Source organism: Agromyces sp. Y782 (genome assembly GCF_059445405.1).
This window is the reverse complement of the sequence record NZ_JCAIUG010000001.1, coordinates 3100061-3112681: the sequence shown is the minus strand read 5'-3', so window position 1 is coordinate 3112681 and position 12621 is coordinate 3100061. Positions and strand designations below refer to the sequence as shown.

The following is a 12621-nucleotide window of genomic DNA, read 5'->3' as shown; positions in this document are numbered from 1 at the left end:
CATCAATCAAAGGAATCCCACCCGGCCAAAAGACCGGGACAGGGTTCAAAAATTGGCATTGAACATAGTGCACGCTGTTGAGTTCTCAAGGAACGGACGCACCCGAGTTTCGGCCTCGCGGCCTGCCCTCAGGGCAACCTATCTACCATACCACTTCAATCGCCGGACCCGATCACTCGGATTCACACGGCTGTCGCTCTCACAACAAGAACACGACTCGAGAGCCATGTTCGTTCTGAAGTGGGGGTTTCATCTTAGGCTTGAAATCACCGAGTCGCAATGCGACTTCGAGGCTATTTGGCTAAGAGTGTCGCCGTCTCGGCCGAGAAGCCCTGATCTCTCAGCCGCTTCCCGCACCGCCGTGGCGATAAGTAAGAATTTACGCGGATCCCCGCACCCCGGCAAATCCGCCGTGCATCCCGGGCGTGTCGCGCGGAAATGCGCGGATCCGCGGCATCCGCTCAGCTCACGTCGTCGGGATGCGAACTCACTCGGCCCTCACGCTCGAGCGCGGTGATCGCGTGCATCTCGGCGCCGCTCAGTTCGAAGTCGAAGACGTCGAAGTTCTCGGCCATGCGCTCGCGCCGGTTCGACTTCGGGAAGACGATGTGGCCGCGCTGGAGGTGCCATCGGATCACGACCTGGGCAGGACTCTTGCCGTGCGCGGCAGCCGCTTCGGCCACGTCAGGCAACTCGAACAGCGGGTACTTGCCCTGGCCGAGCGGCCCCCAGGCCTCAATCGCGATACCGTGCGCCTCTGCGAACGCCGTGGTCGCCGGCTGCTGGTGCGCGGGATGCAGTTCGATCTGGTCGACCGCGGGCACGACGTCGGTCTCGTCGAGCAGCCGTTCGAGGTGCGGGACCAAGAAGTTCGAGACGCCGATCGAACGCACCCGCCCGCTCGCGCGGAGCTGCTCGAACGTCTTCCACGTCTCGACATAGCGGTCGTTGGCCGGTGCCGGCCAGTGGATCAGGTAGAGGTCGAGATACTCGAGCCCCAGCCGCTCGAGGCTCGCGTCGAACGCGTCGAGGACCGACTGCGTGCCCTGATCGTCGTTCCACAGCTTCGTCGTGATGAAGAGCTCTTCACGAGGGATGCCGGAATCGGCGAGCGCGGCACCGACTCCGGCCTCGTTGCCGTAGATGCGCGCGGTGTCGATGTGGCGATAGCCGACCTCGAGCGCATCCGTCACGATGTGCTCGGTCTGCTTCGGGTCGACCTTGAAGACGCCGAAGCCGAGCTGCGGAATCGAGTGGCCGTCGTTGAGCTGGATGAGTGGCACAGAAGTCATCCTCCATCCCACCACGCCGCCTGCAGCATCCGACAGACCGTTCGCTGCCCGCGAATCAGGCCGCAGCGTCGCCACCACGCCGCCTGCAGCATCCGACAGACCGTTCGCTGCCCGCGAATCAGGCCGCAGCGTGACCTTCGTCGTCAGCACCGGCACCAGCACCGGCGGAATCGAGCAGCGGATGCCTCGTGGCGAGCCGCTCCCCCGCCCGCAATGCGACCGGCCAGCGGTTGCCGGCGGGCGGCAACGGGCAGACGTACTCGTCGGAGAACGCACAGGGCGGCAGGTATGCGCGGTTGAAGTCGACGGCCACCCGGCCATCGGAGTCGGGCTCTGGCACTCGCAGGAAGCGGAACCGGTAGCTCTCGCTGCCGCTCGTCGCATCCGCGAGCACCGCCGAAAGGCCGTACGAATCACGCGTGACGGTGAGCGTCACGGCAACCCCGTCGATCTCGAGCGCGATCGTTCCCCCGAGCTCGTCGATCGACTCGTGCCCGTCGACCGAGGTGACATCGAGCGTGGAGCCGGCGCCGGCCGGCGTGAATCCGCCGATCACGACTCGGCCGCGCGAAGGCTCGTAGGCGTCGATGCACTCGAGGCTCGTGCGGCTCGGGGCATCCGGATCGATGACGCGAAGGGCGAGCGAACCATCGCGCTCGAACACGCGCAGGCGGATGCCGTCGAGCTCGAGTTCTTCATCCGCCGCGAGCCGCACGACGTCGTCGGAGAGCGGCACCCGGTCGTGGCGCCCAACGCCGACGATGCCGGCCGGCAAGGATTCACCGACGACCTCGGTGCCCTGCACTCGCCAGCGACCGGGCGCACCGGCGAACTCGGCGGAGTCTGTCGTGAGCCAGTGCGTGTGACGGAGAGCGGCCGTGCCGTACGGCGCCGACACCGCCTGCCATCGACTCCGTCGCCACTCGTGCCACTCGTTCTCGAAGTCGCTCTCGCCCATGCGGAGACGGTATCCGCCCGGCGGGCCCGATCGAAATCGTGTTCGCCAGGAGGCGAGCGCGAGCCATGTACCGAGCGTCGCGTGCCCGAGCCCACCGGCGCCGCGACATCCGTCGAGGGAGTTCGACCACGACCTCGCTCGCGCCGCATACGATGGAGGGCTGTGCTTGCCGCGATCACCTACCCCGCCGAGCTGCCCGTCTCCCGGCAGCGTGAGGAGATCGCGCGCGCCATCCGCGAGAACCAGGTCGTCATCGTCGCCGGCGCGACCGGCTCAGGCAAGACGACGCAGCTGCCGAAGATCTGCCTCGAGCTGGGCCGTGAATCGATCGGGCACACGCAGCCGAGGCGGCTCGCCGCGCGCACGATCGCCGAGCGCATCGCCGAGGAACTCGGCGAAGAGGTCGGCGGGCTCGTCGGCTACCAGGTGCGCTTCACCGACAAGGCGACGGCCTCGACTCGCATCAAGCTCATGACCGACGGCATCCTGCTGAACGAGATGCACCACGACCGGATGCTGCGTCGCTACGACACGATCATCATCGATGAAGCCCACGAGCGCAGCCTCAACATCGACTTCCTGCTCGGCTACCTCAAGCAGTTGCTGCCGAAGCGGCCCGATCTCAAGGTCATCGTCACGAGCGCGACGATCGACCCCGCGAGCTTCGCGAGGCACTTCGCGGATGCATCCGGCGAACCGGCCCCGATCATCGAGGTCTCGGGCCGCACCTATCCGGTCGAGATCCGGTACCGCCCGCTCGTCGCGGAGGAGTCCGCGAGCGACGACCCCGACGAGGTCGCGACGATCGGTTCCGGTTCGACGAACTCCAGCGGGCGGGCCGCGGCCGACGACAAGGACTACCTGCAGGGCATCATCGAGGCGCTCGACGAACTCGACCGGGAGTCGCGCGGCGACGTGCTCGTGTTCCTCTCGGGCGAGAACGAGATCCGCGACGCCGAAGAGGCGGTTCGCGGGCACTACGCCGGCGGCGGGGCATCCGTCACCGAAGTGCTGCCGCTCTATGGTCGCCTGTCATCGGCCGAGCAGCATCGCGTCTTCCAGCCCTCGACGGTCGCCGGGGTACGCCGTCGCGTCGTGCTCGCGACGAACGTCGCCGAGACGAGCCTCACCGTGCCCGGCATCAAGTACGTCATCGACGCAGGAACCGCCCGCATCAGCCGGTACTCGGTGCGCTCGAAGGTGCAGCGATTGCCGATCGAGGCGATCTCCCAGGCCTCGGCGAACCAGCGATCGGGCCGCTCGGGCCGCACGAGTGACGGCATCGCCATCCGCCTCTACTCCGAAGAGGACTTCGCACGGCGACCCGAGTTCACCGAGCCGGAGGTGCTGCGCACCAACCTCGCCGCCGTCATCCTGCAGATGATCTCGCTCGGCCTCGGCGACATCGAAGCCTTCCCCTTCCTGACCCCACCCGACTCACGCGGCGTGAAAGACGGCGTCGAGCTGCTGCGCGAGCTGGGCGCGGTCGACCCTTCGACAAACTCAGGGAGCGGATCTGCCGGGTCAGGGAGCGGATCGACCGCGTCGGGAGCCGGGCCACGGCTGACGAAGGTCGGTCGCGCACTCGCGAAACTGCCGATCGAGCCTCGTTTCGGGCGCATGGTCGTCGAGTCGAAGCAGCACGGCGTGAGCCGCGAGGTGCTCGCGATCGTCGCGGGGCTCACGATTCAGGATCCGCGCGAGCGGCCGCTCGAACGGCGTCAGCAGGCCGACGAGCGCCACGCCCGCTTCGTCGACCCGACGAGCGACTTCATCACGCTCCTGAACCTTTGGAACCACCTCGAGACGCAGCAGCGCGAGCTCGGCTCGAGCGCGTTCCGGCGCATGTGCAAGAACGACTTCCTGAACTACCTGCGCGTGCGCGAGTGGAACGACGTCTATCGGCAGCTGCGGCAGATGGCGAAGCCCCTCGGGCTCACGATCGACGACAAGACTCCCGGTGGCAAGGCGGCGCCCGACGCGGATCTCATCCACAAATCGCTGCTCGCCGGCCTCCTCAGCCACATCGGGTTGAAGGATGCCGCGGCGAGCACGCAGCAGTCGGGGGCGCGAGGCCCCGCGGCATCCGGCGGGCGCAAACCCAAGGGCGAGTACCTCGGCGCCCGGCAGTCTCGGTTCCTGATCTTCCCGGGTTCGGCGCTCGCGAAGAAGCAGCCCGACGCCATCATGAGTGCCGAACTCGTCGAGACGAGCCGTCTCTTCGCTCGGATGAACGCGGCGATCGACCCCGCGTGGGCCGAACCGCTCGCGGGTTCGCTCGTCAAGCGCAGTCACAGCGAGCCGCACTGGGAGAAGCGGCAGGGATCCGCGGTCGCCTACGAGAAGGTCACGCTCTACGGAGTGCCGATCGTGGCGCGCCGGCGCATCCAGCTCGCACGCATCGACCAGGCGTACGCCCGCGAGCTCTTCATCCGGCACGCACTCGTCGACGGCGACTGGCCGAACGACATCCGCCGCGACCGGCTCTTCGACTTCGATCGGCAGAATCGCAAGCTCCGCGCCGAGCTCGAAGCGCTCGAGGAGCGCAGCCGCCGGCGCGACATCCTCTTCGACGACGAAGCCGTCTTCGAGTTCTACGACTCGCGCATCCCGGCCGACGTCACCTCGACCCGGCTCTTCGAGACGTGGTGGCGCGCGACGAAGCAGGAGTCGCCCGAACTGCTGACGATGACGGCCGAGACGCTCGCTCCCGATGACGCGCCGACGATCGACGAAGCTGCGTTCCCGCCGACCTGGCGGCAAGACGACCAGACGCTGACGCTGCGCTACCGCTTCGAGCCCGGGGCATCCGACGACGGCGTGACCGTGCAGGTGCCACTCGTGCTGCTCGCCCGGCTGCGGCCGGAGGGCTTCGACCGGCAAGTGCCGGGGCTCCGCACCGAACTCGTCACCGCGATGATCAAGGCGCTGCCGAAGATGATCCGCCGAAACGTCGTGCCCGCCGCCGACTGGGCCACGAAGATCGTCGCCGAGTTGGGTGAGACGGATGCCCCGGCGGGCATGTCGTTCGCCGACGAGGTCGCCGCCGTCATCAATCGCCTCACCCACACGCCGGTGACCGCCGCCGACTTCGCGATGGACCGCATCCCGCCCCACCTCCTGATGTCGTTCCGCGTCGTCGACGGCCGGGGCAAGCAGCTCGCCGTGGGCAAGGACCTGCGGGCGTTGCAGGCCCAGCTCGCAGAGAACGCACGAGATGCCATCGCCGACACGTTCGCGAACCCCGCCCGCGGAGAACGCGGGCCCCGCGGGCCGAAGCCGGTCGACGGCCGGGCGACGCCCGACACGATCGCGGCAGCCGGTGAGGCACCGGGCGCCGGCATCGAGCGCAACGGCCTCACGAGCTGGGACTTCGCCGAGCTGCCCCGGTTCGTCGACACGACCGTCGGCGGCAATCGGGTGCGCGCCTACCCCTCGCTCATCGACGACGGCACGACCGTGAGCATCAGGCTGCTCGCAACCCCCGAGGAGCAGGCCCGGGCGATGCCCGGCGGCATCCGTCGCCTGCTCATGCTCGCGACGCCGTCGCCGGTCAACTACGTGCAGCAGCACCTCACGGGCAACGAGAAGCTCATCCTCGCCACGAGCCCGTACCCGAGCACGGCCGCCCTGTTCGCCGACTGTCTCGTCGCCTGCGTCAACGACGTGCTCTACCGCGTCAAGGACGACGGCATGCTCTTCACGAAAGTGGAATTCGAGACCGTGCGCGACCGCGTCTCGGGCGTGGTCATGGACACGATGTTCGAGACCGTCGGACTCGTGGCCGGTACCCTCGGCGCCCTCCGCACCGCAGAGAAGGCGGTGAAGTCGGCGACCAGCCTGGCACTGCTGCCCGCCCTCAGTGACGCGAAGGAGCAGCTCGCCGGGCTCGTGTTCCCCGGCTTCGTCTCGCGAACCGGGCTCGAACGGCTGCGACACGTGCCGCGCTACCTCGAGGGCGTCACGATGCGGGTCGGCAAGCTCGTCGACAACCCGGGGCGCGACCGGGTATGGATGAACGAGGTGCAGACGGCTCTTGCTCGGTTCGCCGACGCGGGCGGCACGATCCCGCTCGCCCCTGACGCCTCGACGAACCTCGTTCGCGCGCGCTGGCTGATCGAGGAGCTGCGCATCAGCCTCTTCGCTCAAGAACTGCGCGCCGCCGAGAGCGTCTCGCTGCAACGCATCACGAAGCTGCTCGCCTGAGCGGCGTCGGGCGGTAGTTCGCACGCTCGGAGCGCTGGTCGTGATCCGCGTGCGAGGTGCGTGCCTCCGCGGCATCCGCCTCGATAGAGTGATCGCACCGTGGGAAGCTACTCCGATCTATTGAAAACCTCGGGCGTCGCTCGCATCATCGCCGCCCAGCTGACGGCACGGTTCCCGTCGGGAATGCTCTCGCTCGCGTTCCTGCTGCACGTCGAACAGCAGACGGGTTCGTACGGTTACGCCGGACTCGTGCTCGCGGCCACCTCGATCGGCCAGGCGATCGCCGGTCCGATGACGAGCCGGCTCATGGGACGACTCGGCATGCGACCCGTGCTCATCACGACCCTCATCGTCTGCGTCGCGGCCGTCGTCGCGATCGGCGTGCTGCCGCTCACGGTGCCCCTCTACATGGCGGTCGGCTTCGTCGCCGGCATCGCGACACCGCCGGTGCAGCCGGCCGTGCGCACGATCTACCCGAAGATGGTGAACTCCCGTCAGCTCACCCCGTTGTTCTCACTCGACGCGTCGGCACAAGAGATCATCTGGGTCGTCGGACCCGTCGTCACGACCTTCGTCGCGACGCAGGTCGGCACGGTATGGGCGATCCTCCTCGCCGCCGTGCTCATGGTGATCGGCGGCATCTGGTTCATCTCCTCTCCCGAGCTCGGGCGCGTCCGCATCCCGCGTTCGAAGCGGCGATTCGGCGTCGTGCTCGGCAGGCCGCCGGTGCTCCTCGCGACGATCGTCGGCTTCCTCCTGATCGGAGCGACCGCGGCGATCGAGGCCGGCGTCGTCGCCGTGTTCGGCCACGGCGGTGCCGAGGCCGGCATCGTGCTCGCGATCTTCTCGCTGGGTTCGCTCGCGGGCGGCCTCTTCCTCGGGCACGTGCCGATCGGCCCCTGGTCGACCGCGCGCCGCATGTTCATCGTGTTCGCGGGCACGGCGCTCGCTGCCGGGCTCATGGACTTCTGGTGGCTCTCCGCCACCCTCTTCATCGCGGGCCTCGGCATCGCGCCGGCGCTCGCCGTGCTCTTCGCGATCGTCTCGGCGAGCGTGAAGTTCTCCGACACCGCCGAAGCGTACGGTTGGGTCGGCACCGGGCAGCTCATCGGCGCCGCCCTCGGCTCGGCCCTCGCCGGATTCCTCATCGACGGCTACGGGGCGCAGGGCGCATTCTGGGCAGCCGCGGCGCTCGCGCTGCTCGGGTTCATCGTGCCGGTACTCGGTCGGCGATGGCACCCCGACCTCAGGGGCCGCGATGCGAGCCCGATCCCCGATACCGAGCCCGTTCCACTGCAACCGAGCTAGACCAATTCAGAGAGGCGCTCCGGATGCCGCAACCACTCCCTCCCGCACCGCGCGTGCCGCTCGCCGACGGTGCGAGCATCCCGCAGCTCGGCTATGGCCTGTACAAGGTGCCGCCGACGGATGCCGCACGCCTCTGCCTCGACGCGATCGACGCAGGCTATCGGCATCTCGACACGGCTGCCTTCTACGGCAACGAGCGTGAGGTCGGCGAGGCGGTGCGCGCATCGGGCCTGCCTCGCGAGGAGCTCTTCGTCACGACGAAGGTGTGGAAAGACGACAACGGTTACGAACTCGCGCTGCACGCCTTCGACCTGTCGATGCGCGCTCTCGCGCTCGAGCAGCTCGATCTCCTCCTCATCCACTGGCCAGTGCCGTCGACCGACCGCTACGTCGAGACGTGGCGCGCGCTCATCCGGTTGCGCGACGAGGGACGGGTCCGCTCGATCGGCGTCTCCAACTTCCACGCGCACCACATCGAGCGGCTCGTCGCGGAGACCGGTGAGGCGCCCGTCGTCAATCAAATCGAACTGCACCCGTGGCTGCCGCAGACGGCGCTGCGAGAGTTCGATGCTGCGCACGGCATCCGCACCGAGGCATGGTCACCGCTCGCGCGCGGCCGGGTGCTCGGCACTCCCCTGCTCGACGACCTCGCGGCCAAGCACGGTCGCACGCCCGCGCAGATCGTGCTGCGCTGGCACGTGCAGCTCGGCAACCTCGTGATCCCGAAGGCGTCCTCGCCCGAGCGCATCCGCGAGAACCTCGACGTCTTCGGCTTCGAACTCGACGCCGACGACTTCGCCGCGATCGCCGCGCTGGAGACGGGCGAACGCACCGGGCGCGACCCCGACGACGACTGACGGCAGCGACGAACGACGGCTGGAATCGACGTGTTGAACGGGCGAACCACGCCGAACGTTGGGGCCTCTCCTCGATTCACAGTGAAGCGCAATCCGATCGTGACCCGACTCCCAGCGGGGTTCCAGACATCGGGTTCCGGCCGCGGAATACAGTGAGCGCATGAGACGACGACTCGCACCAGCGGCGGCCGCGGCCGCGCTCACCGCCCTCCTTCTCGCCGGCTGCTCGGCCGGCGGCGCCAGCTCGTCGTTCGAACCCGGCGTGGCCCCCGGCGAGATGATGCCCGCACCCGATGCGCCGCAGAGCGCCGAGGGCGACGCTGCTGCCGGCGGCACCGAGGTCACCGCCGAGGCCGAGCGCAGCGTCATCACGACCGGATCGATCTCGGTCACCGTCGACGACCCGATCGCGACGGCCGAAGACGCGGCCGACATCGCCGAGCAGGCCGGCGGACGGGTCGACAACCGCCGCGAGACGCCCGCCACCGACACCCGGCTGCCGAGCGCGTCGCTCACGATGCGGGTGCCCTCCGACGAGCTCGACGGGGTGGTCGCGAAACTCCGCGAGCTCGGCACCGTGAACTCCGTGTCGATGAACGCCTCGGATGTCACGCAGCAGCACCAAGACCTCGACGCTCGCGTCGAGGCGCTCACCGCATCCGTCGCCCGGCTGCGCGAGCTTCTCGGCACCGCCACCTCGATCGCCGACCTCATCGCGATCGAGTCCGAACTCACGACCCGGCAAGCCGAGCTCGACAGCCTCACCCAGCAACGCGACTGGCTCGTCGACCAGGTCGACTACTCGACGATCACTCTCGAGCTCATCACGGAGGACGTGGCTCCCGATGCGGCGCCCGGCGATTTCTGGAGCGGCCTCGTCGCGGGGTGGGGCGCACTCGTCGCGTTCGCATCGTGGCTCGGTGTCGCGTTCGGCGTGCTCCTGCCCTGGCTCCTCACGGGGCTCGTCATCGCCGCGATCGTCGTCGCGATCGTCGTGGCCTCGACGCGCGGCCGGCGCAACGGGCGAGCGGATGCCGCGGCATCCGTCGACCCTGAAGCGGTCGTCGACGGGTCCGCCGTCTCGGCCACGCCGCCCCGGTCGGGCACCACGCCCGAGGCGTAGTCTGGCGGCGTGAGCACCACGCCGGAGACCCCGAGACCCGAGACCCTGCTGCACGACGATCTGATCGAACGCATCCGCGAACGGGCGGCCGGCTACGACCGGGCGAACGCGTTCTTCGACGAGGATCTCGCCGAACTCCAAGAGGCGGGCTATCTGACGGCGCTCGTTCCGGTCGAGCTCGGCGGGCTCGGCTGGAGCCTCGCCGACGCCGTTCGCGGGCAGATGCGGCTCGCGGGCGCGGCGCCGGCGACCGCGCTCGCCGTGAACATGCACCTCGTGTGGACGGGCGTTGCGAAAGTGCTCCGCGACCGCGGTGACGACTCTCTCGAGTTCGTGCTCCGCGAGGCGGGCGCGGGCGAGATCTTCGGTTTCGGCATCAGCGAGGCCGGCAACGACCTCATGCTCTTCGGATCGCGCACCGACGCCGAACCGCAGGAGGGCGGCGGCTACCGGTACACCGGTCGCAAGATCTTCACCTCGCTCTCACCGGCGTGGACCAGGCTCGGCACGATGGGCCTCGACACGGCCTCGGCCGACGCGCCGAAGATCGTCTACGGCTTCATCGACCGCGAAGATCCCGACGTGCGCATCCTCGACGACTGGGACACCATGGGCATGCGGGCGAGCCAGAGTCGCACCACCGTGCTCGACGGCGCGTTCGCTGCGGCCGACCGCATCGTGCGCCGGCTCGACCCGGGGCCGAACGCCGATCCGCTGATCTTCGGCATCTTCGCGAACTTCGAACTGCTGCTCGCCTCGGTCTACGCCGGCATCGGCGACCGCGCCCTGCAACTCGCCGTCGCGGCGGCGCACCGGCGTACTTCCCTGAAGAACGACGGCAAGCCGCTCTCGCAAGATCCAGACATCCGCTGGCGCATCGCCGATGCCGCACTCGCTCAAGAGGCCATCGAGCCGCAACTCCTCGCCATCGCACGCGATCTCGACGAACTCGTCGACCACGGCGGTTTGTGGTTCGCGAAACTCGTCGGCGTCAAGGTGCGCGCAACCGAGACCGCCAAGCACGTCGTCGACCAGGCCGTGCGCGTCTCAGGAGGCTCGACGTACTTCGCAGGCTCGGAACTCGGCCGCCTCTACCGCGACGTACTCGCGGGCATCTTCCACCCCTCCGACGACGAATCGGCCCACTCGACCGTCGCGAACGCATGGCTCGGTCCGCTCGAGTCGTGACCCTTCGGCGCGTGGTGTTCGAACGTTAGACTTGGCCGGGCGGCGCGGACCGCCACCGGAATTCAGGAGGTCGCTGTGAACGTCGTCGCCTTTGTCATCTCGATGGGACTCTTCATCTTCGGCCTCTGGCTCATGGGCACGGCGCCCGTGCTGACCGAATTCCAGGCACCGCTGTTCTTCGGCGGCATTCTGAGCGTGTCGATCGCGATCGGCATCCCCTTCCACGTGCTCGGTCGCAGCGACGGCGTCTGAGCCTCGATGGCACTGCCTGCGCGCGATACCCGCGTGACCTATGCCGACGGCGCCCTCGAGGCCGAGTCGGTGGTGCTGCACGTCGAGGCCGCCGGTGACGGGCTCTTCGCCGTCATCGCCGAGACGACGAGCTTCCATCCCGTCGACGCGGCCTGGCCCGACCAGCCGGCCGACACGGGTTCGATACTCACGCGCGGCACCGAGTACCCGATCGTCGACGCCGTTCTCGCCGCGACCGACGGTAGCGCCCTCTTCCTCGGCGCCGACATCCCCGTGCGCAAGGGCGCTGAGGGCTGGGCGTTCCTCGTCGCGCACCTCGTTCGCGGCGAAGCCGCGATCAACGAGGGCGATGCGGTGACGGTGCGAGCGGATGCCTCGACGCGACGCGCGCTCTCGATCGGACACACTGCCTGCCACGCGGCCTCGCTCGCGTTGAACCGCGCGCTCGCCGGGCACTGGTCGAAGCCCGCCCGCGAGGACGCGCTCGGCAATCCCGACTTCGACGGCATCGCGATCACCTCGAGCCGCATCCTGCAGGGCGGCTCCGTCGACGTCTATCGGCTGAATAAGTCGCTGCGCCGCGCCGGGTTCGACACCGGGGCGCTCGCGGCCGACGGGCTCGGCGAGCTCGCGGCATCCGTCACCGCCGCCATCGCCGACTGGGCCGGCGCCGGCGTCGCGGTGCGCGTCGAACGCGAGGGCGACGGCCTCACCGACCGCCGGTTCTGGGTGGCCGCCCTTCCCGGCGGCGACGCCCGCATTCCGTGCGGCGGCACGCACGCGGGCTCGCTCGCGGAGCTGGGTACTGTGACGGTCGAGTTCGAGGTCGGCGACGACGCCGGCACGCCCGTACTGACCATGCGCACGCAGGCCAAGTCGCACGGCTGAGCGCGGTGGGCCGCGACGCGCCCGCGCGGGGTTACGATTGCCACGTGGGTATTCGCATAGAGAAGGTCGACCTGCCCGGAATCGGCATTCGTCACGACCTCGTCACCGAAAGCGGTCGACGCATCAGCGTAGTTTCACACCGGGATGGTGAGCGCGACCTCGGCCTCTTCGATGAAGACGACCCCGACGCTTGCCGTGACTCGATTCCGCTGAACGACGACGAGGCTGCAGCCCTCGCCGACGTGCTCGGCGCCTCGGTCATGCTCAGCCGACTCACGAGCCTCAGCGATGAGACGGCCGGCCTCTACACCGAGCAGATCGCATTGCCGACCGACTCGCCGTACCTCAATCGCACGCTCGGGGCGACGAAGGCGCGCACCCGCACCCATGCCTCGATCGTCGCCATCGTTCGCGACGGCACGATCATCCCCTCACCCACGCCGGCAGAGACGCTGCGCGCGGGCGACGTCATCGTCGTCGTCGGAACACGTGAAGGACTCGACGGGGTAGCCCGGCTGCTCGCCAACGGCCCCGACTGAGGCCGCGCGT

At 68.9% G+C, this 12621-nt stretch carries 10 protein-coding genes; 8 read left to right on the top strand and 2 right to left on the bottom strand.

Annotated elements, in window-relative coordinates:
* Window positions 1–461: 461 nt before the first annotated feature.
* Both AC1C2S_RS14195 and AC1C2S_RS14190 read right to left on the bottom strand, forming a co-directional pair.
* A complete protein-coding gene (locus AC1C2S_RS14195; protein ID WP_495353160.1) occupies window positions 462–1292 on the bottom strand; it encodes an aldo/keto reductase in 831 nt (276 codons plus the stop codon).
* 118 nt (window positions 1293–1410) lie between these two features.
* Window positions 1411–2250: a DUF1684 domain-containing protein gene (locus AC1C2S_RS14190; RefSeq protein WP_495353159.1), complete on the bottom strand. Its 840-nt coding sequence runs from the start codon at window positions 2248–2250 to the stop codon at window positions 1411–1413.
* 162 nt (window positions 2251–2412) lie between these two features.
* Between AC1C2S_RS14190 and hrpA the strand changes: the two genes are divergently transcribed.
* The 8 genes from hrpA to AC1C2S_RS14150 all read left to right on the top strand — a co-directional run bounded on the left by hrpA (window position 2413) and on the right by AC1C2S_RS14150 (window position 12611).
* Window positions 2413–6456 carry an ATP-dependent RNA helicase HrpA gene (gene hrpA, locus AC1C2S_RS14185; protein ID WP_495353158.1) on the top strand — a complete coding sequence of 1348 codons (4044 nt, stop codon included), beginning with the start codon at window positions 2413–2415 and terminating at the stop codon, window positions 6454–6456.
* A 99-nt stretch (window positions 6457–6555) separates the two neighbouring features.
* Window positions 6556–7764 (top strand): MFS transporter, encoded by a 1209-nt coding sequence (locus tag AC1C2S_RS14180; RefSeq protein ID WP_495353157.1) that lies wholly within the window; start codon window positions 6556–6558, stop codon window positions 7762–7764.
* Between the two features lie 23 nt (window positions 7765–7787).
* Complete coding sequence (locus AC1C2S_RS14175) at window positions 7788–8621, top strand: aldo/keto reductase (protein WP_495353156.1); 834 nt, start codon at window positions 7788–7790, stop codon at window positions 8619–8621.
* Window positions 8622–8781: 160 nt separating this feature from the next.
* Window positions 8782–9744 (top strand): DUF4349 domain-containing protein, encoded by a 963-nt coding sequence (locus AC1C2S_RS14170; RefSeq protein ID WP_495353155.1) that lies wholly within the window; start codon window positions 8782–8784, stop codon window positions 9742–9744.
* 9 nt (window positions 9745–9753) lie between these two features.
* The gene (locus AC1C2S_RS14165) at window positions 9754–10932 is read left to right on the top strand and encodes an acyl-CoA dehydrogenase family protein (protein ID WP_495353154.1); all 1179 of its coding nucleotides are present in this window, start codon (window positions 9754–9756) and stop codon (window positions 10930–10932) included.
* A 75-nt stretch (window positions 10933–11007) separates the two neighbouring features.
* Window positions 11008–11184, top strand: a complete 177-nt coding sequence (locus tag AC1C2S_RS14160; RefSeq protein WP_495353153.1) for a hypothetical protein — start codon at window positions 11008–11010, stop codon at window positions 11182–11184.
* 6 nt (window positions 11185–11190) lie between these two features.
* Window positions 11191–12072 carry a metal-dependent hydrolase gene (locus AC1C2S_RS14155; RefSeq protein ID WP_495353152.1) on the top strand — a complete coding sequence of 294 codons (882 nt, stop codon included), beginning with the start codon at window positions 11191–11193 and terminating at the stop codon, window positions 12070–12072.
* Between the two features lie 44 nt (window positions 12073–12116).
* A complete protein-coding gene (locus AC1C2S_RS14150; protein ID WP_495353151.1) occupies window positions 12117–12611 on the top strand; it encodes a cation:proton antiporter regulatory subunit in 495 nt (164 codons plus the stop codon).
* Window positions 12612–12621: the final 10 nt, after the last annotated feature.

What these genes read in the sequence shown, in the direction of transcription:
- AC1C2S_RS14190 (WP_495353159.1), bottom strand. Translation starts at nt 2,250, where the DNA reads ATGGGCGAGAGCGACTTCGAGAACGAGTGGCACGAGTGGCGACGGAGT.
- AC1C2S_RS14175 (WP_495353156.1), top strand. Translation starts at nt 7,788, where the DNA reads ATGCCGCAACCACTCCCTCCCGCACCGCGCGTGCCGCTCGCCGACGGT.
- AC1C2S_RS14195 (WP_495353160.1), bottom strand. Translation starts at nt 1,292, where the DNA reads ATGACTTCTGTGCCACTCATCCAGCTCAACGACGGCCACTCGATTCCG.
- AC1C2S_RS14170 (WP_495353155.1), top strand. Translation starts at nt 8,782, where the DNA reads ATGAGACGACGACTCGCACCAGCGGCGGCCGCGGCCGCGCTCACCGCC.
- AC1C2S_RS14155 (WP_495353152.1), top strand. Translation starts at nt 11,191, where the DNA reads ATGGCACTGCCTGCGCGCGATACCCGCGTGACCTATGCCGACGGCGCC.